22 protein-coding genes are annotated in these 25,709 nt (G+C 59.3%); 10 read left to right on the top strand and 12 right to left on the bottom strand.

Annotation, left to right across the window (positions count from 1 at the left end; all coding sequences use genetic code 11):
- Window position 1: 1 nt before the first annotated feature.
- The 4 genes from ACOYA6_RS07430 to ACOYA6_RS07415 all read left to right on the top strand — a co-directional run bounded on the left by ACOYA6_RS07430 (window position 2) and on the right by ACOYA6_RS07415 (window position 4,840).
- Window positions 2-946 (top strand): ABC transporter permease, encoded by a 945-nt coding sequence (locus ACOYA6_RS07430; RefSeq protein WP_039028656.1) that lies wholly within the window; start codon window positions 2-4, stop codon window positions 944-946.
- A complete protein-coding gene (locus ACOYA6_RS07425; RefSeq protein ID WP_422654400.1) occupies window positions 936-1,742 on the top strand; it encodes an ABC transporter permease in 807 nt (268 codons plus the stop codon). The genes ACOYA6_RS07430 and ACOYA6_RS07425 overlap by 11 nt, the downstream gene beginning before the upstream one ends.
- Window positions 1,743-1,766: 24 nt before the next feature.
- On the top strand, window positions 1,767-3,191 hold the full coding sequence (patD, locus tag ACOYA6_RS07420; RefSeq protein ID WP_223075336.1) for an aminobutyraldehyde dehydrogenase: 1,425 nt from the start codon (window positions 1,767-1,769) through the stop codon (window positions 3,189-3,191).
- A 200-nt stretch (window positions 3,192-3,391) separates the two neighbouring features.
- Window positions 3,392-4,840 (top strand): flagellin N-terminal helical domain-containing protein, encoded by a 1,449-nt coding sequence (locus ACOYA6_RS07415; protein WP_422654399.1) that lies wholly within the window; start codon window positions 3,392-3,394, stop codon window positions 4,838-4,840.
- 17 nt (window positions 4,841-4,857) lie between these two features.
- Here the strand turns inward: ACOYA6_RS07415 and ACOYA6_RS07410 are convergent, their stop codons facing one another.
- Window positions 4,858-5,040, bottom strand: coding sequence for a DUF1869 domain-containing protein (locus ACOYA6_RS07410; RefSeq protein WP_039028660.1), 183 nt, complete (start codon window positions 5,038-5,040; stop codon window positions 4,858-4,860).
- A gap of 15 nt (window positions 5,041-5,055) precedes the next feature.
- Window positions 5,056-5,385 carry a TehB family protein gene (locus ACOYA6_RS07405; protein WP_039028661.1) on the bottom strand — a complete coding sequence of 110 codons (330 nt, stop codon included), beginning with the start codon at window positions 5,383-5,385 and terminating at the stop codon, window positions 5,056-5,058.
- A 421-nt stretch (window positions 5,386-5,806) separates the two neighbouring features.
- On the opposite strand from ACOYA6_RS07405, the gene ACOYA6_RS07400 reads away from it, so the two are divergent.
- Window positions 5,807-5,980: a GhoT/OrtT family toxin gene (locus ACOYA6_RS07400; RefSeq protein WP_072036615.1), complete on the top strand. Its 174-nt coding sequence runs from the start codon at window positions 5,807-5,809 to the stop codon at window positions 5,978-5,980.
- Between the two features lie 9 nt (window positions 5,981-5,989).
- On the opposite strand, the gene ACOYA6_RS07395 is transcribed toward ACOYA6_RS07400, so the two are convergent.
- The 8 genes from ACOYA6_RS07395 to ACOYA6_RS07360 all read right to left on the bottom strand — a co-directional run bounded on the left by ACOYA6_RS07395 (window position 5,990) and on the right by ACOYA6_RS07360 (window position 19,716).
- Window positions 5,990-6,874, bottom strand: coding sequence for a GNAT family N-acetyltransferase (locus ACOYA6_RS07395; RefSeq protein WP_422654398.1), 885 nt, complete (start codon window positions 6,872-6,874; stop codon window positions 5,990-5,992).
- A complete protein-coding gene (locus ACOYA6_RS07390; protein WP_422654397.1) occupies window positions 6,871-8,145 on the bottom strand; it encodes a phenylacetate--CoA ligase family protein in 1,275 nt (424 codons plus the stop codon). The genes ACOYA6_RS07395 and ACOYA6_RS07390 overlap by 4 nt, the downstream gene beginning before the upstream one ends.
- Before the next feature lie 42 nt (window positions 8,146-8,187).
- On the bottom strand, window positions 8,188-10,596 hold the full coding sequence (locus ACOYA6_RS07385) for an acyl-CoA reductase (RefSeq protein ID WP_422654396.1): 2,409 nt from the start codon (window positions 10,594-10,596) through the stop codon (window positions 8,188-8,190).
- A gap of 1 nt (window position 10,597) precedes the next feature.
- The gene (locus tag ACOYA6_RS07380; RefSeq protein ID WP_422654395.1) at window positions 10,598-11,725 is read right to left on the bottom strand and encodes a LuxE/PaaK family acyltransferase; all 1,128 of its coding nucleotides are present in this window, start codon (window positions 11,723-11,725) and stop codon (window positions 10,598-10,600) included.
- 27 nt (window positions 11,726-11,752) lie between these two features.
- Entirely contained in the window at window positions 11,753-12,994 is a 1,242-nt protein-coding gene (locus tag ACOYA6_RS07375) for an MFS transporter (protein ID WP_422654394.1), read from the bottom strand.
- A 233-nt stretch (window positions 12,995-13,227) separates the two neighbouring features.
- Window positions 13,228-15,390, bottom strand: a complete 2,163-nt coding sequence (locus ACOYA6_RS07370) for a virulence factor SrfC family protein (RefSeq protein ID WP_422654393.1) — start codon at window positions 15,388-15,390, stop codon at window positions 13,228-13,230.
- On the bottom strand, window positions 15,387-18,368 hold the full coding sequence (locus ACOYA6_RS07365; protein ID WP_422654513.1) for a virulence factor SrfB: 2,982 nt from the start codon (window positions 18,366-18,368) through the stop codon (window positions 15,387-15,389). The genes ACOYA6_RS07370 and ACOYA6_RS07365 overlap by 4 nt, the downstream gene beginning before the upstream one ends.
- A gap of 4 nt (window positions 18,369-18,372) precedes the next feature.
- Window positions 18,373-19,716, bottom strand: a complete 1,344-nt coding sequence (locus ACOYA6_RS07360; RefSeq protein ID WP_422654392.1) for an SrfA family protein — start codon at window positions 19,714-19,716, stop codon at window positions 18,373-18,375.
- Window positions 19,717-19,997: 281 nt separating this feature from the next.
- Between ACOYA6_RS07360 and ACOYA6_RS07355 the strand changes: the two genes are divergently transcribed.
- Together ACOYA6_RS07355 and ACOYA6_RS07350 are read left to right on the top strand one after the other, a co-directional pair.
- Window positions 19,998-21,596: an ABC transporter substrate-binding protein gene (locus ACOYA6_RS07355; RefSeq protein WP_422654391.1), complete on the top strand. Its 1,599-nt coding sequence runs from the start codon at window positions 19,998-20,000 to the stop codon at window positions 21,594-21,596.
- A gap of 76 nt (window positions 21,597-21,672) precedes the next feature.
- Window positions 21,673-21,906 (top strand): YdcY family protein, encoded by a 234-nt coding sequence (locus ACOYA6_RS07350; protein ID WP_039028670.1) that lies wholly within the window; start codon window positions 21,673-21,675, stop codon window positions 21,904-21,906.
- A gap of 1 nt (window position 21,907) precedes the next feature.
- Here the strand turns inward: ACOYA6_RS07350 and ACOYA6_RS07345 are convergent, their stop codons facing one another.
- Together ACOYA6_RS07345 and ACOYA6_RS07340 are read right to left on the bottom strand one after the other, a co-directional pair.
- The gene (locus ACOYA6_RS07345) at window positions 21,908-22,357 is read right to left on the bottom strand and encodes a DMT family transporter (protein ID WP_138369033.1); all 450 of its coding nucleotides are present in this window, start codon (window positions 22,355-22,357) and stop codon (window positions 21,908-21,910) included.
- Window positions 22,354-22,872: a GNAT family N-acetyltransferase gene (locus ACOYA6_RS07340; RefSeq protein ID WP_422654390.1), complete on the bottom strand. Its 519-nt coding sequence runs from the start codon at window positions 22,870-22,872 to the stop codon at window positions 22,354-22,356. Before ACOYA6_RS07340 ends, ACOYA6_RS07345 begins: the two co-directional genes overlap by 4 nt.
- 151 nt (window positions 22,873-23,023) lie before the next feature.
- Between ACOYA6_RS07340 and ACOYA6_RS07335 the strand changes: the two genes are divergently transcribed.
- The 3 genes from ACOYA6_RS07335 (at window position 23,024) to ACOYA6_RS07325 (ending at window position 25,631) form a co-directional block, all read left to right on the top strand.
- Window positions 23,024-23,599 (top strand): helix-turn-helix domain-containing protein, encoded by a 576-nt coding sequence (locus ACOYA6_RS07335; protein WP_039028673.1) that lies wholly within the window; start codon window positions 23,024-23,026, stop codon window positions 23,597-23,599.
- 65 nt (window positions 23,600-23,664) lie between these two features.
- Window positions 23,665-24,705, top strand: a complete 1,041-nt coding sequence (locus tag ACOYA6_RS07330) for an NADP-dependent oxidoreductase (RefSeq protein WP_223075323.1) — start codon at window positions 23,665-23,667, stop codon at window positions 24,703-24,705.
- 257 nt (window positions 24,706-24,962) lie between these two features.
- Window positions 24,963-25,631 (top strand): GntR family transcriptional regulator, encoded by a 669-nt coding sequence (locus ACOYA6_RS07325; protein ID WP_422654389.1) that lies wholly within the window; start codon window positions 24,963-24,965, stop codon window positions 25,629-25,631.
- The last annotated feature ends 78 nt before the right edge of the window (window positions 25,632-25,709 follow it).

The raw sequence follows: 25,709 nt of genomic DNA, 5'->3' as shown, positions 1-25,709 counted from the left end.
GATGGACATGAGCGTGTCACCTCCACCGGCCTCCCACGGCCTGCCGGGGCGTCTGTCGGCGCTGTTCTGGCGCAGGCCGTCGCTGGGTCTGTTTTTACTCCTGCTCGGGCCGCTGATGTGGTTCGGCATCGTCTATCTCGGGTCGCTGTTTGCCCTGCTGTGGCAGGGGTTCTACACCTTTGATGACTTCACCATGGCGGTGACGCCAGATCTGACCTTCGCCAATATCCGCGCGCTGTTCAATCCCGCCAACTATGACATCATCCTGCGAACCCTGACGATGGCGATTGCCGTCACCATCGGCAGCGCCATTCTGGCCTTTCCGATGGCCTGGTATATGGCGCGCTACACCAGCGGGAAGTGGAAAGCGTTCTTCTATATCGCGGTGATGCTGCCGATGTGGGCCAGCTATATCGTCAAGGCCTACGCCTGGACGCTGCTGCTGGCGAAAGACGGCGTAGCGCAGTGGTTCCTCAGCCATATGGGGCTGGAGCCGCTGCTGACCTCGCTGCTGACGGTGCCGGGCGTGGGTGGCAGTACGCTCTCCACCTCCGGGCTGGGGCGCTTCCTGGTGTTCGTCTATATCTGGCTGCCGTTTATGATCCTGCCGGTGCAGGCGGCGCTGGAGCGTCTGCCGCCGTCGCTGCTGCAGGCCTCGGCTGATCTGGGTGCCCGTCCACGGCAGACCTTCCGCTATGTCGTCCTGCCGCTGGCGATCCCGGGCATCGCCGCCGGATCGATTTTTACCTTCTCCCTGACGCTGGGCGACTTTATCGTGCCGCAGCTGGTGGGCCCGCCGGGCTACTTTATCGGCCAGATGGTCTACTCCCAGCAGGGGGCGATTGGCAATATGCCGATGGCGGCAGCCTTTACCTTAGTGCCGATTGTGCTCATTACTGTTTATCTGGCGTTCGTGAAGCGCCTGGGAGCCTTTGATGCACTCTGAACGCGCGCCGCTGTTTCTGAAAATAGCCACCTGGGGCGGGGTGATCTTTCTGCACTTCCCGCTGCTGATTATTGCCATCTATGCTTTTAATACCGAGGATGCGGCGTTCAGTTTCCCGCCTCAGGGGCTGACGCTGAAGTGGTTCAGCGCCGCAGCGGGACGCAGTGATATCATCGAATCCGTGACGTTGTCACTCAAAATCGCCGCGCTCTCTACCGTCATTGCGCTGGTGCTGGGCACTCTCGCGGCCGCGGCGCTGTGGCGTCGGGATTTCTTTGGCAAAAACGTCGTGTCGCTGATGCTGATCCTGCCCATCGCTCTGCCGGGGATTATTACCGGTCTGGCGCTGCTGACGGCCTTCAAAACCATCAACCTGGAGCCCGGTTTCTTTACCATCATTCTCGGTCACGCCACGTTTTGCGTGGTGGTGGTGTTCAATAATGTGATTGCCCGTTTCCGGCGCACATCCTGGAGCCTGGTTGAAGCCTCTATGGATCTGGGCGCGAACGGCTGGCAAACCTTTCGTTACGTGGTGCTGCCGAATCTCGGGTCGGCGCTGCTGGCCGGAGGGATGCTGGCGTTTGCCCTGTCGTTCGATGAGATCATCGTGACGACCTTTACCGCCGGACACGAGCGGACGTTGCCGCTGTGGCTGTTAAATCAGCTCGGACGCCCGCGTGATGTCCCGATAACTAACGTGGTGGCACTGCTGGTGATGCTGGTGACCGCCATTCCAATTCTGGGGGCCTGGTGGCTAACCCGCGACGGCGAAAACCTAGCCGGAAGCGGCAAATAACATTGATTTCAACAGGAAAATGCTATGCAAACTCAACTGCTGATAAATGGTGAACTGGTCAACGGCGAAGGGGAAAAGCAGCCGGTCTATAACCCTGCCACCGGCGAGGTGCTGCTGGAGATCGCCGAAGCCTCGGCGGCTCAGGTGGATGCCGCCGTGCAGGCCGCCGACCGGGCGTTCGCCAGCTGGGGACGTACCACGCCGAAAAGCCGCGCCGAATGCCTGCTGAAACTGGCGGACACCATTGAAGACAATGCCGACGCCTTAGCAGGGCTGGAGTCGCAAAACTGCGGCAAGCCGCTGCACTGCGTTAAAGGCGATGAGATCCCGGCCATTGCCGATGTGTTCCGCTTCTTTGCCGGGGCGGCGCGCACCCTTCACGGCTCGGCGGCGGGAGAATATCTTGAGGGGCATACCTCGATGATCCGCCGCGACCCGGTGGGGGTGGTGGCGTCAATCGCACCCTGGAACTATCCCCTGATGATGGCGGCGTGGAAGCTGGCCCCCGCGCTGGCCGCCGGTAACTGCGTAGTGCTCAAACCGTCCGAGATTACGCCGCTCACGGCGCTCAAACTGGCGGAACTGGCAAAAGATATCTTCCCGGCCGGGGTCCTTAATGTCCTGTTCGGCCGGGGTAAAACCGTTGGCGACCCGCTCACCGGGCACGACAAGGTGCGAATGGTGTCGCTCACCGGTTCAATCGCTACCGGGGAGCACATCATCGGCCATACCGCCTCGACGATTAAGCGCACCCATATGGAGCTGGGCGGCAAAGCGCCGGTGATTGTCTTTGACGATGCCGATCTTGACGCGGTGGTGGAGGGCGTTCGCACCTTCGGCTTCTATAACGCCGGGCAGGACTGTACCGCCGCCTGCCGCATTTACGCCCAAAAAGGGATCTACAACGCGCTGGTTGAAAAGCTGGGAGCTGCGGTCTCGAGCCTGAAAATCGGCGCGCCGGATGACGAAAGCACCGAACTGGGCCCGCTAAGCTCTCAGGCGCACCTGGATCGGGTGTGCAAAGCGGTGGATGAGGCAAAGGCGCTGGGGCATGTGCAGGTGATCACCGGCGGCAGCAAGCACGACGGCAAAGGCTACTGGTTCCAGCCTACCGTGCTGGCGGGGGCGAAGCAGGAGGATGCCATCGTCCAGCGGGAAGTCTTTGGCCCGGTGGTGAGCGTAACGGCGTTCGACGATGAAGAGCAGGTCCTCAACTGGGCCAACGATTCACAGTACGGGCTGGCCTCTTCGGTATGGACCCAGGACGTTGGCCGCGCGCACCGCGTCAGCGCCCATCTGCAGTATGGCTGCACCTGGGTCAACACCCACTTTATGCTGGTGAGTGAAATGCCTCACGGCGGGATGAAAATGTCTGGCTATGGCAAGGATATGTCGGTGTATGGCCTGGAGGATTACACCGTGGTTCGCCATATCATGATCAAACACTGATCCTGCGTTTCCGCCGCTTGCAGCCCTTGCAATCGGCGGGAACGGAATATATTTTTTTAAATACATTGGCTTGGTGAATATATTAAAATGACCACGTTGCCACCTGGAAAATATATCGTTTGGTTTTATTAAATATTTCCTAAATAAAATTTTGAGCGGGCCGATAGAGTAGTCAGACCAGACAAACGGCCCTGTTCATCATGCTTGCAATTAATCATAACGAGATTGCCGGGCTCTCGCTTAAGTCCCGGAAAGCTAACACCACGTTGCTTTCTCAATCCATTGAGCGGCTCTCCTCAGGACTTCGTATTAACAGCGCAAAGGATGACGCGGCCGGACAGGCAATTGCCAACCGGATGTTCTCAAATATCAATGCCGATAGCGTTATCACCCGGGGGCTCGACGACGCCATAAGCCTGGCGCAGACGGCGGAAGGGAGCCTCAGCGATATCGGTAATATGCTGATCAAAGCCAAAGGTCTCGCTATCCAGGCGGCGAACGGCACCTTATCGCAGTCGGATCGGGACAGTATTAACCAGGAGTATCAGCAGATCCTGGCAACCATTACCCAGATATCTGAACAAACTGAGATTTTTGGCCAATATCCGCTGGCGACTGACAAGCCGGTATTACCACCACAATTAATTGGCGATGTCGCGCCGCTGAATACCAAATTCCCGGTGGCGGGTACCGATTATTCCTTCAGCTCGGGAATTATTCCACTGGCCTATATTCCCGCCGGATCGACAAATATCACCATCACTATTGATTCACTGGGCCTGGATGACGATCTGCAGATATTTACCCGCGACGGGAAACATCTCGCCGGCACGCCGTTAAACGGCCCGGATGCGGATTACACCTGGGTCAGCCGGGGAATCACCGACGGGGCGAAAGCCACCGCATCGGTGCTAACCGCCAAAAACGGTTTCAGCAGCGGGGCGGTCTACGATGACTCTCAGCTGATCGACGGTGGCCCCAGCTGGAGCCTGAGCGGCGAAGCGCTCAACTATAACGGCATGACTATTACCTACAGCGGCGATGGCGACCGGTATGAAGACGTCGCGAGCGGTGCCTGGAACGATGGTGCCAACGGTTCTAACCGCATCGAACGCGTCACGCTGGATACGGTGACGGAAGATCTGCTGGTGATGGTGGTGGGGAGCGGCTCTTTCACCAGCAACATTACCTGGGGAACGCTGCCAGCGCCCACTATTACGCCTGCGGTTCCGCCGAAGCAGAGTCGGCCGATAGAGGTCGTCACCAGCGCCAACTTCGGGGAGGAGATGCAGACCACCACCATTGAGCCGACCCCGACGGATCTGAAGACGCTGCAGCTGGAAGGTACCGACATGACCACCGAAGCGGGTGCCCGGAAAAGCATGGGATTACTGGATGCTGCGCTGGACAAGGTGAGCAGCTATCGCGGGCAGTATGGCGCGATGATGAACCGGTTTGAATCGAGCAAAGCGGTGCTGTCCCAGCAGAGCGTGGCGATGCAAACCGCCCGCAGCCGAATTCAGGACGCCGATTATGCCGCCGAGGCCAGCCAGCTTGCCCGGGCGCAGATCCTGGAGCAGAGCCAGAATGCGGCCCTGAAAATAGCGAATCAGGTGCCGCAAACGGTGCTTGAACTGCTTAAGATGTAACTGGTTGCGGCGGTAAACTACCAGCCGCACACCTCATGCTCATTTTCCGTGTCGTAAGCGCGCACGGTATTCACCAGGTTTTTCACCACCTCAGCGGCGACGTCCGGGATCAACAGCTCCATCGGCGTCTCCGTCTCATGATCCACCGATACGCCGTTGCTGTTATTGGTAACGGTGACGGTATAGGTTGCTTTACCCATGATGTAACTCCTTCTCTATTTACGACTTCTCAACACGTCGGGTTCGACGAAAAAGTCGATATTGAAATACGTGTCTTCGGTCATCACCTCGATGTGATGCCAGCGTTCAGGCGGAAAGACGCCAAAATGGCCAGCTTCAATAATCAGGATGCTGTCCGGTTCAGGTGAGGTTTCGTCGGCGTAGCCGAGATAACGTACCGCGCCCTGCATGACGCTAAGACGTGGATAGACGCCCGGCCGGGTGCCGGTATCGAGATGGCGCTTAAAGATGCCCGGTGGGGCAGAGGCTTTGGTCCAGAACGGTGTGGAACGGGTATGAATACAACTTTGCGGAATACGCAGCATAACATCCTCCCTGTAAGAATTAGGGTTATTACAGCACGGATGGATGCGCAGTAGTTGCTAAAATGTGCATTTAAAATGCGCTTTTAAGTGGTACTCCTCAGGTAGGCTATACTTACTTATTCCGAGGGCCACAAAGGAGAGTCTGATGCTACAAGTCGATAAAGACAAATCCCGTAAAGTACCCGATTCGGGTAACAAAAAGCCTCAACCGGTTAAGAAATAGAGCCGGAAACCAGGGCCGCTTAGTGCGGCTCTGGTTATTGATAGCCCCGAAAAACCCCGTCAAAAAGTTGTAGCGAATGCTACCCAACTGTTATTACCACGCAAAAAACGTGGATAATGTGTAACAAAAAAACTTGATCCTTATCAACATATGTCGCATATTGCGCGCGGTTATTGAACAGCAAATTGGGTCATTGAAATGACGTTGTACCAAAAGATGTTAATGTTTTACGCCGTCATGGCGACGATTAGCGCCCTGATCACCTGGTTTCTCTCCAAAGATCGTAAACGTATCCGCTTTCTGAGCGCCTTTCTGGTGGGCTCCACCTGGCCGATGAGCTTCCCGGTCGCACTGCTGATCTCGCTGTTTTGATGTTCCCGCTCAGACCCGCGCGTTCGCCTGCAATGCGCTGGCGAAAGGGCAACTGAGCGGCAGTTCCTGCGTACTGAATCCCCGTTGTAACAACCACCACCAGCGGCCCTCGCTGGCAGGTTTAAGCCCCATATCCCGAAATCCCGCATGATGTAAAACCGGCAGGTGGGTCATCAGCCCGTCATCAACCGGTATCCGAACATAGACCAGGCGATTTTCGGGGAAGCGGGCGAGGTCGTCGCAAATGGCTCCCTGCAAGGCATGAACCGTGATATCCACCCGCTCACCGGCGAGCGTCGTTTCTACGGGGACGATTGCGGGGCTGGCCTGGGGCAGCGGGGCTGAGCCAAACCCGTTTGCCAGCAACGATAACCAGCCGTTATGCGGCGCACAAAGCAGGGGAACGGGACGCGGTTTCAGCGCCCGCACGCCAAAAATCACGCTCTCGCGCTGCCCGGCGGCAAAGGGGGATGCGACGTAATCCCGCAGCAGTGCCGTGGCGTGAAATTCCAGCGTTTTTGCCAGCTGCTGGGAGTGGGGATGGCTGCATACCATTTTGATGGTCAGCGTACTGAGCCGCATCTTTTGCGCCGTGGCACACAGATGCTGCCCCAGGGCGGTGGCAATACCGCGATGGCGTATCGACGGATGGGTGACGAACATCGCCAGTTCCGCGTGCCGATCCTCTGGCTGCTGCCGCCAGAGCGTGGCATGCCCGACAATCACGCCGTTTTGTTCCGCCACGGCGCTGCGCCAGTGGCCCTGGCTGTTATGCCAGCCGATCATGCCCGGCAAATAGATATCCGGATAGACATAACGTTCGCCATACACCAGGCGAAACAGCGCGCTGACGCCCGAGGCATCATCTGGCTGAAAGCAGCGGATAGCGATCACGATGTCTCTCCGACGGTTTGATAGGCGCGAAGATCGATAACCCGCAGCAGTTTTCCGGTGCGAGGATTGCAGATGAGTTCCACCTGCTGGCACCACTGAATGCGCAGATGCAGCTGGCGGGCGGCGATCATCTCCGCCAGGGCATGATCGCCATCGACCAGCCCGTGAATCACACGTTCGGCGTGATGCTCACTGCCGGAACAGGCGATGCGCAGGGTGACATAATCACAGTTATCGTTGTGCTCCAGCAGCAGTTGCCACTGCGTCTTGCCGAGCTGCTCTGTTATCAGGGCGTCGATCTCATCCGGGAATATCGACGCATAGCCCACCCGCAGCCGATGGCCCAGGCTGCTGCGCCCCTGAAGTACAAATTTGCGCGTCGGGCTGCCGACAGGTTCACGCCACGCGGCGCGATCTCCCGTTGGATAGCGAATTAACGGCATCAGCCTGCGGGTCAGGTTGGTCACGACCAGCATCCCGCTGCGGTCCATCTCGTCGATAGGTTCGCCTGTCACTTCGTCAATAATTTCTACCCGCGTTTCGGGCTCAAACACCCGGTGCTCGCCGGAGCGGCAATCCAGGGTGCTTGCGCCTATCAGTCCGGCATCCACGCTGGCGCAGCCGATGGAGGCGACGCGGGCGTGGGGGAAGACCTGTTTCAGCAGCTGCATCTGCTCCGCGAACAGGCTTTCGCTGCCAAACAGCAGGGTGGTGATGGCCGGAAACTGGCGCTGCTGTTCCGCCATGATGGCGGCAAAATTCAGCAGCATCGCGGGTACGCCCACCAGCACGTTGATGTCGTGCTGGACGAGTTGCCCCGCCAGGGCGTGAGGCTCCATCATCCCGCTGAACGGATATTCACACACCGGCGTTTCCATGTGCGACAGCGCGCCGTGGATGAACAGAAAGCTGGAATAGAGATCCCCGGCGAAGAACAGGTTCGCCACGCGATCCCCGGCCTTAAGCTGGGCCGACAGGCTACGGCCAAAGCTGGTGACGAACACCTGCCACTCTTCGCGGCTGTAAACGGAGAGTTTCCCTCCGCCGGTGGTGCCGCCCGTTTTAAAGACAATGCCGTTTTCAACGGTGCCCGTCAGCACCGGCCAGTTCTTTAAGCCCGCGCTCTCTTTCCAGTAGCGCTCGGGGTCGACCAGCGGCAGGTCCGTCAGCGTCCAGCCGCGATCCGGCAGATGCTGAAAATGGTGCGCGTAAAACGGCGAGTGTTGCCGGGCGAAATCGACCAGCTGTCGCAGACTATCTGAGTTTGTCATCTGTCATATTCCTTTAAATTTCATACCATCCTGGTACAGAGCTTATCGACGTCTATCAATCACTAACGGCGTCTTACCGCTTTGTGAATGGCGCTCAAATTCCCTGTAATCGCGCCGCTCCACTTTCACTTCGAGTAACGACGACGCCAGCGCCATCGCCAGCTCCGGGTCGCTGCTGATGCGGTGGAGGGTTTCCCGCCGATCGCCCTCGGTCAGCACCCTGATACGCTCCAGCCCGCTCACGGCGTTATGCTCAAGGATCAGCTGCACCTGCACGCCCGCCAGTGCCGCCAGCGCCTGAGGCTGGATAAACATCGTGCCGATACGCACCATGCTGCCGTGACGGCCCAGCAGTTCGAAACGCGGCGTGACCGCACCGCAGGCGCACTCGCCCTCAACCCAGCGTCCCAGATCACCAATCTCATAGCGCACCACCTTTTGCCCCTCGCGCGCCCGGGAGGTGAACAGCAGGCGGCCCACCTCCCCGACGCCGACCGGTTTGTCGCACTCCCGATCGACGATCTCCAGCCACTGGATATCCGCCATCAAATGGAATACACCGTCAGGGCTGGCCGTACAGGCATGCCCCAGCGGCCCGGCATCCACCGAGCCGTACAGCGCGGAGCGGATCGTCCCGACGCCAAAACTCTCGATAAACTTGCGCTGGACGGCTCCCATATGTTCGCCCCCGAGCAGCAGCTTGCGGACGCCGCCGTAGGCGCGCAGCTGTTTTTCTTCCCGGCAGAAAAGCTGATAAAGAGTGCTTGGCATGCCGATCAGCGTATCAACCTGCTGGTCCACAATGGTCCGGGCAATCCCGGCGTAATCCTCATCGTGCGGCCCGCCCATTGGCAGATGCGTCACCCCAAGATTGTCTAGCACGGTAAAGAAGCTGAGCAGGCCGCCATACAGATTTCCGGCATACATCAGGTTGAGTACCTTGTCGTGGGCGGGATCGAGCCCGGCGGCAAACATACCGTGGGCGGCAGCCTGCATCTGGCGGTGATAATCGCGATAGGTAAAGCCCGAGAGCTTCGGCACGCCGCTGCTGCCGCCGCTGCGGAACCAGAGCTGGGCGCTGGCCTGCATGGCGCTTTCATTGAAGGCCAATTTATCCATAATCGGCTGATTCGCGGGCAGCTGCGGCGCACCAGGATTCAGATCCAGCGTTGCCTGGCGAGGCAGGGTCGCCTCATCCAGCGTGACGCTGACTCTGCGCGTCAGTTGGGTAAGGGCAAACACGCCGTCGTGCGGCTCGCCGTCATAACTTTGATGCATTCCGCCCACCGGGGTGACCCGGTTCACGCCCGCCGCCAGTAAAAGCTGGCTCAGGGTCACGATATCCCTGTCGCGAGCCAGCAGGCCGCAGGTTTGCAGGTAGTGCCGCCAGGGGAGAAGGGTCTGAACCAGCTCGTGGCGGGGAAGCGGGCGCAGCAGTACGGTGCGATAGAGCGGTGAGGGTTCGAGCGCAACGCTGTTTTGCAGCAGAATTCGCCAGCCGTCACCGGTCCACTGCTGGCTTTGGGTGCCGGTAAAAACGCTATCCAGTTCAAGAAACGCCGCCATGCTGGTGATATCGGCCGCCGATTTCTCGTCCGGCGTCAGCGTGCTCCAGTGGACGCAACGACGCTGCATCGCCGTTGCCAGCCGCTCGCCGGTCTCTTTCATCGTGCGCATATTGCAGGTATCCACAAAGACCACCTGCGGACTGGAACAGGCCTGCTGGTTAAACTGGCAGATCTCGTCGGCCAGCGCACCCAATGTAGTGTCGGTGATGGCATCCGGCACCAGCCAGGCGAAGCTGATTTTGTGTCCCCAGGGGATCCAGCGGCAGCCGCCCGGCAGCTGCTGACGGATGGCATCCAGCGCCGCATCACCGCCCCATGCGGAGACGCCGTCGGCGTGTTTCAGCAGCAGCGGCAGCGCTTTCGTGGCAACGGGAAGAATGGCCACCCTGTTGGTCAGCATCCCGGTCTCATCGCAGCGTATAAACGCCTGGAGCAGGATGCGGGTTATTCCGTTATCTCTGGCGCTGGTACGCAGCCAGTTGATATTGCCCGCCAGCAGGCTCTCCAGGGTCGCCATAAACGGCAGCAGCTCGGCATTCGCCGGGGTGATATGCACTACCACGCCCAGCGGACGCCAGCTCTCAAAGTGAGGTTTGCGGAAATCCCGGCGACGCAGCGAGAAGGGGCTTTCCCCAAGCTCATGCTCCATTTTGTTGCGCAGTGTCTCAGGCTGGCAGAACTGGCGCACGTCCTCCCGGACAGTCCCTGCGATCTCCGGCAGAAAAGCCGGGTCGGCTAAGCGCGCCACAAAGCGTCCGGCGCAGGCCAGCAGGATCTCCGGCGGCAGCGGCTTGCTGAGGGTGGTTGGCACGCTTTTATTCAGCAGAGCCAGCGCCTGCTCTGGGGTCATCTGTGAATGACACTCTCCATGGATCAGATACATATTATTTCTCCCGAATCAGTTCAGACGCCGCCAGCGCACAGCTGCGGGCCTTGCTGTTGCTGGCGCGTCCCAGCAGTTCAAACCAGTCTGTCTGCAGACCGCAGCCGCAGGTTTCTGCCCGGTGCAGCACCGCTAGGTCGCTCATCACCACGCTGTGCGCCGGACTGGAGGTGATATAAGGCGAGACGAACTGCAAAAAGCCGCTCTTGCCGTAGTCGTTAACGGCAAAGGTCGCGGTATCGCGGGTCCACGCCCGGGCGTAAACCGGCAGATGGAAATGGTGATGGGCGCACTCCACGTAAGGCACGCAGTGCTCAACTGAGCCGTAGCCATCCCGGCAACGACCATCGTCGATCCCCAACTGCTCCCCCAGGCGGGAATAGAAGTGCTGTTTCGGGATCTCCTGGTCGGCGTGGGTCTTCCAGCCGCCGCCAAAAAAGGTCAGTGAGTCGGCAGGCAGTTTCAGGTCAGGCAGCCCCATCTCCCGCATCCGTTCAAGCACGAACCACATAAACGCCGGGAAGCCCAGGATCCGCACCGGGGCACCATCTTCGGCAAAGGCCTGCAGCGCGCGGATCACGCCAAAAGGATCAAACTCATGGCCGCGACCGGTGTGGCGCAGGGCGTAGACGGCGGATTTGACCGGGGCATATTTACAAAGAAACTGATCCGTATAGGCGGTGCCGAGGGTGATGGTCTCTGCCGGTTCATAGCTCAGCAGCAGATAGTTGCAGGGGGTATCCGGCGTGTTCCAGCCGTAATGGTCAAAGATCCTGTCCACCATAAACTGCGCGGCTCCGATGCTGCGGGAATCAAACCGCATCCGGCTTTTCTGACCGCTGGTGCCCGACGACGTCAGCTCCAGCGCCTCTTGTCCGCTGGCGCTGAGGAGAAGGTTGCGCTTGAAGTAGTTAGCGAAAACGGGCGGAAGATGCGCCCAGGAATCCAGCGTCAGGGATGCGGGATCGATGCCATGGTGGCTCAGCCAGCGGGCATAGTCGGGCGTGTTTTGCGCATGATAGGCGACAATTTCGCGCATGGCCGAGTCGAACAGCCGATCCGTTTCGGCACTGCGTTGGTAGGGGTGTGCAAGCGCGCATAGCGCCTCAACACTGGGGATAGTCATCATAATTAACGTCCATATTCTGTTAGTGACTTAAGCGGCAACCGGTTCATCCGTCCGGGTGAGAAGTGTTTTTATCAGCAGCAGCGCAACCAGCGCCGGGAGCGCGGTAAGAACAATAAAGTCGACCAGGCTCTCTCCGGCTCCCAGCAGGGCCAGCAGGGTGCCGCCGAGGCTGAAGATGCCGACCGAGATCATCCCCAGCATGGCAGAGACCGAACCCATACCATGCGACGAGGAGAAGAGGGTGAGGCGGTACAGCGTGGCGTTGCAAATTCCCAGCCCGAAGGCGTAAATCCCCAGCCCCGCCGCCAGCACATAAATTGAGTCAAACAGCAGAGTGCTAATTAACGCAATAACCAGACCGGCAAACAGCGGAATGGAAGATAAAAACAGTAGTCGGGAAAGATCGTATTTATCGGCGATGAAATTGAGCGTGATATTTCCGGCGATTAACGCGCCAAATATCGGCAGCTGCCAGAGGGCATATTCCAGATTGCTCATACCCAGATTTTTCACCAGCAGCAGCGGAGAAAGGGCGATCCAGGCCATCAGGGGGAGTCCGGTCAGGCCGAGCGCGGCGCACCCCGCCAGAAAACGGCGGTTACGCAGCAGTTCGCCATAGGTCCGGGCAAGGCTTTTCAGATTAAAGGGCTGACGGGCAAGGGGACTGGCGTCCCGCCGTGCGACGCCGAGGGTTTCAGGCATCCAGCGCAGCAGCCCGAGCGTGCACAGCGCGGCGAAGGCGGCAAGCAGAATAAACAGGCTTTGCCAGGAGATCCAGGTGAGCAGTACGGTTCCCAGCAGCGGCCCCAGCAGAGGGGAAAGCAGGGCGATGTTGGCGATGATCGCGATCAGGCGTATTGCGTCCGCCTCGTTAAAACTCTCCTGCAATGCCGGGTAGCTGACCACCACCACAAACCCCAGCCCCATACCCTGAATAAAGCGCAGCGCCGTGAACTGCTCAATGGTGACGGTAAAGGGCGTTATCACGCAGGCGATGGCAAACAGGGCGGAACCTGCCAGCAATAGCGGGCGTCGGCCATGGCAGTCTGACAGCGGTCCCAGCAGCCATTGAAACGCCACGCCGCCAAGCAGATAGGCATTCAGCGACCAGGGCACGTAGTGCGGCTCAGCGTGGAAATCGGCGACCACCGCCAGCATGCCGGGCATAATGGCATCGCTGGCGATATAGGTCAGAAGTTCAAAGAAGGCGAGTAATAAGCAAAACAGCAACGCCTGACGGCGTGAAATATAGAGCAGGGAATTAAACATAATGGCCTGAGAGGTATTTAATTAGCCTGTGTTTTTAACACCGTATGAAGAAAAATGTCTCTCAAGTTTTATTGAAATTACGCGTTGGTTTATTTCATATTATTTTGCTGAATTAATATATTTTCGAACATCAGTGAAATTTATATTCGCCGGAAGCGGTGCAAGCACCTTATCAGGCCTACAATCTGCATTGACTGTAGGCCTGATAAGCGTAGCGCCATCAGGCGTCGGTTTCAGGCGAGCAAGCCCTGCAACTGGCGACGGTCTTCCTGCGTCAGGTCATGGGGATGCTGATACCCGATGTTATCAATCGCCTGGGTGTACAGCGCCACCAGCCAGTCGTAAACATAGGCCGTGGCGGCATGCACCGGCTGCTCCCCGAGGCGGGTTAAGCGTGGCGCGCTGCTGATGACCGCTGGCGTCACAAACACCGGCTGGCCCTTGCGGATGCGGCTGACCGGGCGTTCAGAGGCTGGGGTCTGCGCGTAGCCGACCCAGCCGACAAAGTTACCCAGGGCGGCATGCAGTTGCGCGGCGCTGCTTTTATCGGTATCGACAATTTTCTTCAGCTGCGCAAGCAGGTTCAGGCGGTAGCTGGCGATCACCAGCACATCGCCGATCTGCTGGAGGATCGCGGTCTCAAGACCCAGACGGCTGGCGACCGCCTCGTCACGGCTCCACTGGCGCAGGTGATTGATCCACACCTGATGCGCCAGACGGGCCTTGTCGGTGGGCTGTAGGATCTCATCGCTGTCATGGGCGCTGTCGGCAAACAGGTCGATGGCGTCGGTAAACAGACCATTGACCTGCTCCTCGCGCGGCTGCTGCACGGCGAGCAGCGTCTCAAAGGCGCGCAGCGGCGGGAGTAGCCCCTCCAGAAGCTCGCCGTGACGGGCGGCGCTCCCTTGCAGGGCTCGCACCATCGCTTCGGCGGCAAGGCGCTGAGCGGCAGGATCCTGAGTCAGCGGGGCGATATACCCCTGCATCAGCTGGTGGAGCTGGCGCTGATGCTGCTGGCGTAACGCCTGCAAACGGGTCTGGCGCTGGGAGGACAACGTCGCCTGGGACAACCACTCGATCACCCGCTGCATGCTGCTGGTGTCGAGCGCCTGCAAGGTTCCCCAGTGCTGGCCGGGTTTACCCAGCAGCTGCTGCACGGCTTCGTCAAGATTGGTACGGCGGGTGAAACGCGCATCCTGCGGGGTAATGGCCCACACCAGGCCCGGCAGAGCGGCATCGTCGCCCGGCTGGGTGGCTTTCACCCAGTTGAGCAGCATTTTCGCGGTTCGGGCGGTCTGGCCGTGATGGGCGGTGGCATTGCAGATCACCAGCACGTCCGGCTGCAGTTGTTGGCGATAGTGCTCCAGCAGCCACTGCTGTTTGGCCTGGGCGAGAGGCAGATCCGGCTGGGCCGACGGGGCAGGAATATCAATGATATCCACCCCGGCCAGGGCGCACTGTTCAACCGGCAGGATCAGCTCCCGGGTCAGCAGGGCCAGCACGTCCAGCGGAATGCTGATGGCGTTGAGCAGTTCGCCGTTGTGCAGCGGATGCAGCACCGCCTGCTGAACGTCCGGCAGGGCGATGTCGCCGCGGGTGAGGAACCCTTCGGTCGGCAGACCAAAGTTGTCCACCAGCAGGCTCAGCGGCGCGGCCAGCTCCTGGGCATGGCTGGTCTGGTGCAGAATATGCGCCAGCTTGAGCCACTCCTGGGTCAGCTCCTGCTGCTCGCCCCAGAGTAAAGACCAGACGCTGGCCCGGGTGCTCAGATCCAGCGACGGCAGCAGCAGGGCGAACTGGTGCCACAGGGCATCGTCCATCTGCTGAGCCGCAGCGGGAACCGTGTCGCGCCAGTAGTGGGCGATAGTCCCAACGTCAGCGGGGGTGATCCCCGGTACGCTCTGGGGCTGGCGCAGGGCGCGCCACTTCTCCAGACGCGCTTCGATAACCGATTTATCCACCGCCGGAAGCGTGGCGCGGGCCAGAAACACCTGCACCAGTTCGGCTTCGCTGAGCAGGCTCAGGCGCAGTGGAAAGGCGTCGTCTGCCACTTCTGCCGCGTTCGGAGTGAAGCGCAGCGCCATGTTGGTCAGAGCGTGGCCGGGGTTGATATGCGAAAAATAGTCAAAGGTTCGCTGGCCGACGGTCACGTTCATTCGCTGACTGTCGCTGCCACACAGGGTGGCGAGCAGATGCGCTTTCGCCCCCTGGGAGTGGCCGTACAGGCCGATGGTGCTGCCTGCGGTCAGCGCACGTGCAATCGCGTTTTCCCGCGCGTCGGCCATCGCCAGTCGCGCCAGCAGGGCGTCGGCGTCATTATCGAGGATCGGAGCGTGCTGACGCGTTGCGTTGATCCACCCGATTAACGCCTGAGTAGTGGTCGTCGTGGCTGTCATTTCAGGTATACGCTCCCGCTGTCGATCCAGTAATGGCTACCGCTGTGTCGGCGATCGGCCAGAGTATTCAGTTTAAAGGTCAGGGCATCAGCCGCCACCGGCGTGCCGTCCTGCAGCCAGGCGTCGCTCAGCTCAAAGGCTTCCGGGCCTTCCTGTTTAGTGCCGCCGCAGAGCTTCAGGCGCACGTTCAGCACCCCGTCCCCGGCGATGGACTTTGCCAGCTCGGCCGAGTTAATGCTCAGGGTATAAAGCGGGGTGGCAGGCCAGCGGGCGTTCGCCAGCTGACGGAAACCGAGGGTGACGTTGCCGCGCAGCGGGAAGTGCAGCCGGGTATCCAGCTTCGCTCCCGGCTTGTCGAGGTCGATGTCCTGATACCAGACGTTCTCGTCGCGCAGGGTATTCACCGTGTTATCCAGCACGCCCAGGTAGCGCACCGTGGAGTAGGCGCCGATATCCGCCGCCTTAAAGTTGAAGCGCGGCAGGCGCAGATCCAGGGCCAGGCTACAGAGCATCGCCCCGACCGCGGCAGTGGATTTCGGGTTGCCGATGCGCCCCTGCTGGCTGAACGGATACCACTCATGCACCCGGTACTTGTCCAGCCACACCATACGGCTGACCGGAACCGGCTGCAGATGGCGGATCAGCGCCTGAACGCCCGGCAGACAGCCCGGACGCCCGGTGATCAGCAGAATATCGCAGGCGTAGTGAGAGATCGCCTCGGCCACCGCGTGCAGCGGCGCGGCCAGGGTGAAGTGCCCGGCCAGCATCGCGTCCTGCATCTCGCGGAAGTTGACGTGCAGCGGCACGGCAAACAGGTCGAACGGCGCGGAGCCCGCAGGCAGGGCGTGTTCGATAGCCTGTTGCAGGTAGTTCATCACGTTGCGCGTTGGCTTGCGGGTCAGCAGATCGCCAAAGGTGGCGTGCAGCCCGTCCAGCGGATCGTCGACGTCGCTGGCTTCCCAGGCGGCGAGGATCGCATGGCCAATCGGCATAAACAACTGCAACGCCGTCTGCTGGCGCAGCACCGCCTGGGTGTCGATGCGCCCGGAGTCGCCAAACAGCGAGGCCATCAGCAGGGAGGCATCGGCAATGCCGGATTTCTGCAACTGCGTCTGCAGGGCTGGCAGGATGTAGCGCTGAATGACGTCCAGCAGCGTGTCGTCGCCCGCCACCTTAAAGCCTTCGCGGAACAGCAGCTGCGGGGTGATCTTGACGTTGCTGCCGGAACCATCGTCGAGCTGGTAATGGGTGATCGCCATATCAGTGGTACCGCCGCCGATATCAATCGAGGCCACGCGCAGGGCGCGCCCCGGCTGACAACCTGGCTCCGGCTCTCGATCCGGGCGGGCAAGGGCGGCGAAAAACGCTTCCGTCTGGCCGTTGTAGTGGGAGATGGCCTCGTTGTAGAGCCACACCAGCTGGCCGCAGCTGGCCTCGTCCCACTCCATCTGGATCTCCGGCACCGGCACTACGCTTTTTTCCTGCTGCTTACGGCTGGAGAAGTCGTCATCCTGCGGGTGCCAGCCCATCGCTTTCCAGACGATGGCGATAGCTTCGAACATGCGGCGGCGGAAGATCTCCCGCTCCTGCTTCGGCATCGCCGACGGCAAGGTGAGGATCAGGGTGCGCAGCTGACGCGGTGAGGCCGGGAAGCCCAGACGCAGACGGGTGGCAACGCTGTTGATCTGGCCCAGCGCCTGCGCCAGCAGCTCGCAGAGCATGTGGGTCATCAGGGTGCTGCGGCTGTACTGCGGGGAAAACACCGGCAGACGCTCATCCTGCGGCAGGGTGAACAGCGGCTGGCCGTCGTCGTTCATCAGGTTCATCAGCGGGAAGGCGGTCGCCAGCGGCTCGCGCTGGGTTTTGGCATTCATCTGGCTGAAGCGCCAGTCCTGCACCACCGGGGTTTCATCCCACAGGTAGCGGCGCGGGCTGGAGATGCCGCTGTTGCCTTCGGTGCCCAGACGCTGGGTGGCGAGCTTGCGCGCCTCGTCGCCCACGCGCACGATGGAGGGCCAGACAAAGGCGTCTTCGCGCCCGCTCTCCACCGAGAAGTGCTGCTTGCCGAAACGGGCTTCGGAGAACTCCAGGCGGCTGGTAAACAGCGGCTCATTCAGGAACTGCGGCTCGCTTAACGAGCGCACCTGCAGCTCGGCGGTCTGGCGCAGGCCGTCGTTGGCGTCACCGTGGTCTTCGATGATCACCCCGCAGGTGTGGGTGTTGCCGACATCCAGAATCAGATCCACCGGGATCGCCGGGGTGCTGAGGGTGTGGGTGACAAATTTCACTTCCGGGACGGTGAGCTGCTCGCCCAGCATCGCCAGAATGTTCAGCCAGTGCGCCTGGTACTCAAAGTTGCGCATCGCCAGCTGAAGATCGCGTTCAGCGCGGTTCTCCACGCCGGTCGCGTACTGGGTGAAGGCCTCGCGCAGCCAGCCGTCAATCCAGGTCTGGTCGAGGAAGTTCGCCACTTCGTCATCGCGCCAGGCCAGCGCGAAGCGGGTACCGTTGAGAATGTCATTTTCCACCGGCGACAGGGGGCTGGTGGCGTGGGCAGCAATCTGGCTGTCCAGCGCCAGGGTGACGCGGTGGCTGTTTCCGGCGTTATCCGGGGTCTCCAGCTTGCGGACCTGCACGCGCGCCCAGTTATCCGGGCCTTCGACGAAGGTGCGCGGCGGGTTGAAGCGCAGGAAAGGTACCGGCAGCCAGACGCCGTCCAGCACCGCCAGCGACTGCTGCAGCGGGATGGTGCTTTCCGGTTTAACCACTTCCGGCTGTCCGCCGTGGGTGGCGGGCAGGGTGTAGCGGCCATTGACCAGATCGTAATCCAGGCGCAACAGGGGGCCGTTGGCGGTTTTACGCACAAAACGCCCGCTCTGGGCGGAGTCCTGCGGGGTCAGGCCGAAATCAAGAAACTGTACGCCGCTGTTGGCAATCAGCGTGACGCTCTGTTTGTAGTCGCAAAGGTTTACCAGCATAGGATCACGCACCTGTCTTCCTGAATGTCAATGGAACCACGGTCTTCGCGTCGTAGCGCGCGCTGCATTCCGCCACGTCACTGGTGCCGGCCTTACAGGTAATTTCCGGCATCGGGTAGCGCGAGCCGTCAGCGCAGCGGGCGTTGCCACGGGTTTTAATCAGCAGCTCGCCGTTGCTGTGCAGCCCGGAGAAGACCTCCACGCGGCAGACCACGTTATCGCCATGAACGACGCGGGCCGACCCTTTGTTGTTCTGAATTTGATAGCGCATTGACGGCGGCTTGCCGGTGATCGGATCGGTCACGTCCAGCATCACCCGCCAGCTCCCGTTGAGAAAGCGCGTCGAGCCGGATTTCACCTGACCGGCTTCCATCACCAGGGCGTCTTTCGGGATCGCGGCAATCACGACCGGCTCCGCAGGGGCAGGTTCAGGGGCTTTTACTTCCGCCACTTCAGCCTGATGTAACGGCAGCTTCAGCGGCAAAGGTTCAACCGCGGCAACCGCTTTGGGCTCAATCGCCACCGGAGCGGCGGCGACGGCGGCTTTTACCGGCTCGGCGGTCGGGGACTGTTTCGGCCACAGCAGCGGGGTGGCAACGGCGGCAACCACCACGGCGGCAACCGGCAGGGACCACAGCGGAACGCGGCGCTTTTTCTTCGCCACGACCGTCGGAGCTGGCTCTGGCTCCGGCTCGCTGGCGGTCATCACCGGCGCAGGCTGCGTTTCGTACAGATCGTTCGCGGTGATGCTTACCGTTGCAGGGGCGGCAACCAGCGGTTCATCGGCCTTTTCAAAGACGATGGCCGGGGCGGCTTCCGGCTCTGGCTCAGGCTCAGGCTCGGCGGCAGGCATCGGGACCGGCAGCAGGGAGGCGCGCAGGCAGTCGAGAATATCCTCGCGCGCGTTTTCATTGAGGTTCACAAACCCCCAGAAGGTGATCACCGGTTTACCGTCGACGAGGAACAGGAAGTTTTCACCCGGGAACTGAAAGGCTTTTGACAGCAGGGAACCAAACAGCTGCTGGGCGGTTTTCGGCGACTGAAGCGACTTTTTGCTCAGGGACTCCACGCTCGACAGGGTGCTTTCCAGCAGGCGCAGCGCACGGAAGCGCGCATCTTCGTCGGCGGCTTTCCAGCTGCTAACCGCGCCGTCTACCGGGGAGTACCAGTCCACCCGGTCGCCTTCATCGTTGACCTGCGGGATAGCCAGACAATCGACGATCGCCTGCTGTTTGCGCAGACGCAGCGCCTCACGGATTTGCAATGCTGATTCAAAAACGGCCTGTCCGCCGCCACCAACGGCCTGAAAATCATCCAGATTGCCGCTGCGTAAAAGGGTTTTTGCCACGATTTGGTCCCATAGACTTTTTCACGCGTCTACTTTACGAAATCTGCCGGCAAGCAAACGGCAGAAGAGACGGCAAAAGGGGCGATTTCTTGCAGCATTGAGATGACGGAAAGTGCTTGACGTTGAATGTACCTTAAGGCAAATCACCGTCCGGCCATTGGCGGGAAAATCAGCGGAAATAACTGCTTTAGAATAACCTGATAGTGTTTCGTTATTTGCCACAGGAATAGGGCTGTGCTGTTATTACAGTTCTTTATAATAAAACCAAACAGGTAATAACTATGTCTACAGGGAAAACTCTCCTTGCGCTGGCGTTAAGCGCGCTGCTGCCAGCGGGCGCCGCATGGGCGGCCAATACCGACACCATTATCTACTGCTCTGAAGCCTCGCCGGAGTCGTTTAACCCGCAGATTGCCAGCTCCGGCCCGACCTTTGTCGCCAGCTCGCAGGTGCTGTATAACCGCCTGATTAACTTCGATCCGGTGAAAAACACCCCGGTGCCATCGCTGGCGGAGTCCTGGACCATCTCTCCGGATGGCAAAACCTATACCTTTACCCTGCGCAAAGGGGTGAAGTTCAACAGTAATAAATTCTTCAAACCGACCCGCGACTTTAATGCCGACGACGTTATTTTCTCGGTGCTGCGTCAGAAAGACCCTAAGCACCCGTACCACAATGTCTCCCAGGGCAACTACGAATACTTTAACGACGTCGGCCTGGATAAGCTGATCCAGGAAGTGAAAAAGATCGACGATAACCACGTTCAGTTTGTCCTGAGCGAACCGAATGCGGCCTTCCTCGCCGACTGGGGAATGGACTTCGCCTCGATCCTCTCTGCGGAATATGCCGACGCGATGCTGAAAAAGGGCACCCCGGAGAACGTGGACACCTGGCCGATTGGCACCGGGCCATACGTGCTCCAGCAGTACAAGGTCGACTCGCAGATCCGCTATCTGGCTAACCCGAACTACTGGGATGGCGCGGTTCCGACAAAACACCTGATCTTCTCTATCACCCCGAACGTGGAAACCCGTCTGGCGAAGCTGCAAACCAACGAGTGCCAGATCATTCCTGCGCCATCGCCGGTGCAGTTTGACGTGATCAAGAAGAACAAAGACCTGACCCTGCATACCGTTGATGCGTTAAACGTCGGCTACCTGGCGTTCAATACCGAGAAAAAGCCGTTTGATAATGTGCTGGTGCGTCAGGCCCTGAACTACGCCACCGATAAAAAAGCGATCGTCAACGCGGTGTTCCTCGGCTCCGGCACGGTGGCAAAATCGCCGATCCCGCCGAACATGATGGGCTTTAACAAAGATCTGCAGGATTACGGTTACGATCCGGAAAAAGCGAAAGCGCTGCTGAAGCAGGCCGGGCTGGAGCAGGGGGCGGAAGTGACGCTCTGGTCGATGCCGGTGCAGCGTCCGTATAACCCGAATTCACGCCGTATTGCCGAGATGATCCAGAGCGACTGGGCGAAGGTGGGTATCAAGGCGAAGATTGTCTCCTATGAGTGGGGCGAATATCTCTCCGGCATGCGCAAAGGTGAGCACGACAGCGCGCTGTTTGGCTGGATGTCGGATAACGGCGACCCGGATAACTTTGCCGACGTGCTGCTGGGCTGCGACAGCATCAAAACCGGCTCCAATGCTGCACGCTGGTGCGACAAGGGCTATGATGACCTGGTGCAGAAAGCGAAGCTGACCAGCGATCCGGCAGCCCGCGCGAAGCTCTACGGCCAGGCGCAGGAGATTTTCTACCAGCAGGCACCCTGGATTGCGCTGGCTAACGGCAAAACCTTCTACGCCACCCGCAGCAATATTACCGGGTACAGCGTGAGCCTGATGGGAAGTGATTTCTCGAAGGCGAAAGTTAATTAAGTCTGGTGCGGCCTGAGCCCCTCACCCTGACCCTCTCCCCATAGGGGAGAGGGAAAAAACCGTACAAGGAGTGACAATGTCACATTTAGAGGATGTGATCGCCCGCGTTGACGCGGCGATCGCCGAAAGCGTGATTACACATATGAACGAACTGTTGATCGCCTTAAGCGAAGACACAGAACTGACCCGTGAAGATCGCTATGCCCAGCAGCAGCGCCTGCGCAACGCCATTGCCCATCACGGGAAGCAGTATAAAGAAGATCAGGATGCCCGCCATGACAGCCTGACCAAAGGCGGGGTGATCCTGTAATTCAGAACTGGCGTCTTGCGACGAGCCAGGCGCCAATCACCAGCAGTACCGCGCCGCACGCCGGGCCGATCAGCGCCTTCAGCGGCACCCCCTGACTGCGCACCACGTCCATCACCAGACCGCCAATCAGCTGGCTGGCGACCAGCACCGCGATGGTTGTCGCGGCGCCGACGTACTGATACCCGCTGATGCTGGCGAAGACAAAAAACGACCCCAGCAGGCCAGGAATCAATGTCCACCAGCGCACATGGTGCACCAGCTCGCTGAACCCGGCGACGCCGTTTTTAATCAGCAGGATCGAAACAAACAGCACAATCCCCACCAGCGAGTTAAGCAGCATGGCGATAAGAATGGTGCTGGAGGTCTGGGTGATGCGCACCATTAAGGTGTTCTGCACCACCAGGCCAATGCCCGCCGCAACCAGAAATACCAGCGTCAGGGACTGGTTCATCCGATGTTATCCGGCTCGCTGCGCTCGTCGAGCTGCAGCTGCATAAAGGTCAGATCCAGCCAGCGGCCAAACTTGGTGCCCACCTGCGGCATCTGGCCGGTGGTGACAAAGCCCAGCGTCTCGTGCAGATGAATGGAGGCGCTGTTCTGCGCTTCAATTCCTGCCACCATCACGTGTTTACCGATGCGCTTCGCCTCGATAATCAGCTGTTTCATCAGCGCCCGCCCAATGCCCTTGCCCTGATGATCCGGATGGACGTAAACCGAATGCTCAACCGTATGGCGGAAGCCGTCAAAAGCGCGCCAGTCGCCAAAGGAGGCATAGCCCGTGACCACGCCGTCGTGCTCGCTGACCAGGACCGGATAGCCCATCAGCTGACGCGCCTCGAACCAGGCGATGCGGTTATCAGTATCGACGGTTGTATCATTCCAGATGGCGGCGGTGTGCAGCACGGCGTGGTTATAGATCTCGCCGATAGCGGCGCAATCCTCTTTAAGGGCATGGCGAATAAGCATGGTGAAACCTCAGTCTGTGTTGTTCACTATAGTAGTACGATTTGTCACGATATTACACAAACAGACACTGGAATGGCTACGGCATAACTCATATCTTTTAGTTATGAAAAAAGCCCGTTGTAATCCATTACTTTCACTATAGTATGACGGGATGAACAATATGTCAGACAATATGAATCAACGGATCAGCGCGCGCATTCGCCTTGAACGCGAATCGCGGGGATGGTCCCTGAGCGAACTTGCCGAGCGGGCGGGAGTGTCACGGGCGATGATCCACAAGATCGAACGCGCCGACAGCAGCCCCACCGCGACCCTGCTGGCCCGTCTCTCTGGCGCCTTTGGCATCAGCATGTCCACGCTGATCGCCCGCGCCGAGATGCAGGAAGGCAAGCTGCTGCGCTTTGAAAGCCAGCCCGTCTGGCGCGACCCGCAAACGCACTATCTGCGTCGGCACGTCTCCCCGCGTACCGATCTGCCAATCGACCTGGTGCAGGTGGAACTGCCCGCCGCCAGCGATGTGCCGATGCCCGCGTCCTCTTACGCCCTGGCGCGCCAGCTTATCTGGCTCCAGTCAGGGGAACTGGTCTTTCAGGAGGGGGATACCCGCCATGAAATGCGGGCCGGGGATTGTCTGGAACTGGGCCCGCCGAACGACTGCCGGTTTATCAACGAGAGCGATGCGCCGTGTGTCTATCTGGTCGTCAGGCTTAACCAGTCTGGCTCATAATGCCAAAGCAGACAGAAGCAGATGAAGCTAGGCTCTAAGGACGTTTGTATAAAAAGGAGTGAGGTATGAGTCAATCTTCAACGCAGAATCGTCAATGGGTTCTGGCTTCTCGTCCCCAGGGCGCACCCACCGCAGACAACTTTCGCTTAGAAACCACCGATATTCCCCAGCCCGCCGATGGCCAGCTTCTGCTGCGCACAATGTGGCTCTCTCTCGACCCTTATATGCGTGGCCGCATGAGCGACGCGCCGTCCTATTCACCGCCGGTGGAGATCGATGCCGTGATGGTAGGCGGCACCGTCAGCCGCGTTGAGGCGTCGAACCATCCTGATTATAAGTCCGGTGAATGGGTGCTCGGCTACAGCGGCTGGCAGGAGTATGAACTCTCCGACGGCAGCGGCCTGGTTAAACTGGGCGAAAACCCGGATCACCCCTCATGGGCGCTAGGCATTCTGGGGATGCCGGGCTTCACCGCCTATATGGGGCTGCTGGATATCGGGCAACCGAAAGCGGGCGAGACGCTGGTGGTGGCCGCGGCGACCGGTCCGGTGGGCTCCACCGTCGGCCAGGTGGGCAAGCTGAAAGGCTGCCGGGTGGTAGGCGTTGCCGGTGGGGCGGAGAAGTGCCGCCACGCCACCGAGGTGCTGGGCTTTGATCAGTGTCTCGATCACCATGCCGACGATTTTGCCGAACAGCTTAAGCAGGCCTGCCCGGACGGCATCGATATCTATTACGAGAACGTGGGCGGGAAAGTGTTTGATGCGGTACTGCCGCTGCTGAACACCCAGGCGCGGGTGCCGGTCTGTGGGCTGGTAAGCGGATACAACGCCACCGACCTGCCGCCAGGGCCGGATCGTCTCGGGCTGCTGATGGGCACCATCCTGAAAAAACGCATCCGCATGCAGGGCTTTATCATCAACCAGGATTACGGCCACCGCATCGAAGAGTTTCAGCAGGAGATGGGGCGCTGGGTCAAAGAGGGCAAGATCCACTACCGCGAGCAGGTGACCGATGGCCTCGAAAATGCGCCAGAGGCACTTATAGGTTTGCTGAATGGTAAAAACTTTGGCAAAGTCGTGATACGCGTCGCGAACAATAACGAATAGTAACGTATATGGCGGATTATTCCGCCATACTAAACTGTGCAAAATTTCAAATAACGTCTTTAATTATACAGGCATAGAATAGTCAAAACGTAGTATACGAAACGGTTTTTATTATTTAATCAATCAATTTTTGTTTTGATTGATGGTTTTCTTTTGACGTAAATCAGGCATGCAGATACAGGATATATCAAATACTCAGCGGTCCGTATTTAACCGCCTGTGGAATATAAGTTAAGTGTTGGTTACAGGAATAGAACATGCTGGATTTGGATAATTTTGAAAAAGCTCAACGAATGAGCCTGACGATGCAGGTGGAAATGAGTCTCAAAAGTGCGCTGATTGCCGGGGCACTAAAACCAGGGGCACGGCTCGTCACTAAAGAGATTGCGGATAAACTCGGTACCAGTATTACTCCTGTTCGTGAAGCGCTGCTGCGGTTGGTCTCCGCAGGCGCGCTGCACGCTACCCCGGCGCAGGCCTTTCTGGTGCCGGAAGTGACGCTCGAGCGTTACAACGAAGTCAACGCTATCCGCAAGGAGCTGGAGTGCATGGCGGTGGCGGCGGCCTGCAACCAGATGTCTGACGAAAAGTTAGATACGCTGCGCGAACTCTCAGAGAAATTTCATGATGCGATGAGCAACGGGGAAGTGGAGCGCGCGCTGCATACCAACCGGGCGTTTCGCTTCACGCTTTACCATTTTGCCGACATGCCAACCCTGACCTCGCTTATCGAGCAGCTCTGGGTGCGCATCGGGCCCTGTTTTAACTGTCTGTACGATCCCGACCTTGTGCTTCCCTGCAAATCCTATCGCTACGATGAACTGCTTGATGCACTGGAAAAGGGCGATCAGAACGCCAGTCGGGCGGCTATCGATAAAGTGATCGACGAAGCGAATGAAATATTAATCAGACAGTTTCAAAACTAACTGCTAAATAAGCGAAGCGGTAATAGCGCTAATTTCGCTCGGTAATTATTTTCCGGCAGACAAGTCGCTGCCGGAAGA

Source organism: Leclercia barmai (assembly GCF_049312895.1).
Classification (GTDB): Bacteria; Pseudomonadota; Gammaproteobacteria; order Enterobacterales; family Enterobacteriaceae; genus Enterobacter; species Enterobacter barmai.
The sequence above is the reverse complement of the archived record's forward strand: the minus strand, read 5'-3'. Positions and strand labels throughout refer to the sequence as shown.

Coding starts and splice junctions, on each gene's coding strand:
- ACOYA6_RS07430 (WP_039028656.1), top strand. CDS start 2: ATGGACATGAGCGTGTCACCTCCACCGGCCTCCCACGGCCTGCCGGGG.
- ACOYA6_RS07425 (WP_422654400.1), top strand. CDS start 936: ATGCACTCTGAACGCGCGCCGCTGTTTCTGAAAATAGCCACCTGGGGC.
- patD (WP_223075336.1), top strand. CDS start 1,767: ATGCAAACTCAACTGCTGATAAATGGTGAACTGGTCAACGGCGAAGGG.
- ACOYA6_RS07415 (WP_422654399.1), top strand. CDS start 3,392: ATGCTTGCAATTAATCATAACGAGATTGCCGGGCTCTCGCTTAAGTCC.
- ACOYA6_RS07410 (WP_039028660.1), bottom strand. CDS start 5,040: ATGGGTAAAGCAACCTATACCGTCACCGTTACCAATAACAGCAACGGC.
- ACOYA6_RS07405 (WP_039028661.1), bottom strand. CDS start 5,385: ATGCTGCGTATTCCGCAAAGTTGTATTCATACCCGTTCCACACCGTTC.
- ACOYA6_RS07400 (WP_072036615.1), top strand. CDS start 5,807: ATGACGTTGTACCAAAAGATGTTAATGTTTTACGCCGTCATGGCGACG.
- ACOYA6_RS07390 (WP_422654397.1), bottom strand. CDS start 8,145: ATGACAAACTCAGATAGTCTGCGACAGCTGGTCGATTTCGCCCGGCAA.
- ACOYA6_RS07385 (WP_422654396.1), bottom strand. CDS start 10,596: ATGTATCTGATCCATGGAGAGTGTCATTCACAGATGACCCCAGAGCAG.
- ACOYA6_RS07380 (WP_422654395.1), bottom strand. CDS start 11,725: ATGATGACTATCCCCAGTGTTGAGGCGCTATGCGCGCTTGCACACCCC.
- ACOYA6_RS07375 (WP_422654394.1), bottom strand. CDS start 12,994: ATGTTTAATTCCCTGCTCTATATTTCACGCCGTCAGGCGTTGCTGTTT.
- ACOYA6_RS07370 (WP_422654393.1), bottom strand. CDS start 15,390: ATGACAGCCACGACGACCACTACTCAGGCGTTAATCGGGTGGATCAAC.
- ACOYA6_RS07365 (WP_422654513.1), bottom strand. CDS start 18,368: ATGCTGGTAAACCTTTGCGACTACAAACAGAGCGTCACGCTGATTGCC.
- ACOYA6_RS07355 (WP_422654391.1), top strand. CDS start 19,998: ATGTCTACAGGGAAAACTCTCCTTGCGCTGGCGTTAAGCGCGCTGCTG.
- ACOYA6_RS07350 (WP_039028670.1), top strand. CDS start 21,673: ATGTCACATTTAGAGGATGTGATCGCCCGCGTTGACGCGGCGATCGCC.
- ACOYA6_RS07345 (WP_138369033.1), bottom strand. CDS start 22,357: ATGAACCAGTCCCTGACGCTGGTATTTCTGGTTGCGGCGGGCATTGGC.
- ACOYA6_RS07340 (WP_422654390.1), bottom strand. CDS start 22,872: ATGCTTATTCGCCATGCCCTTAAAGAGGATTGCGCCGCTATCGGCGAG.
- ACOYA6_RS07335 (WP_039028673.1), top strand. CDS start 23,024: ATGAACAATATGTCAGACAATATGAATCAACGGATCAGCGCGCGCATT.
- ACOYA6_RS07330 (WP_223075323.1), top strand. CDS start 23,665: ATGAGTCAATCTTCAACGCAGAATCGTCAATGGGTTCTGGCTTCTCGT.
- ACOYA6_RS07325 (WP_422654389.1), top strand. CDS start 24,963: ATGCTGGATTTGGATAATTTTGAAAAAGCTCAACGAATGAGCCTGACG.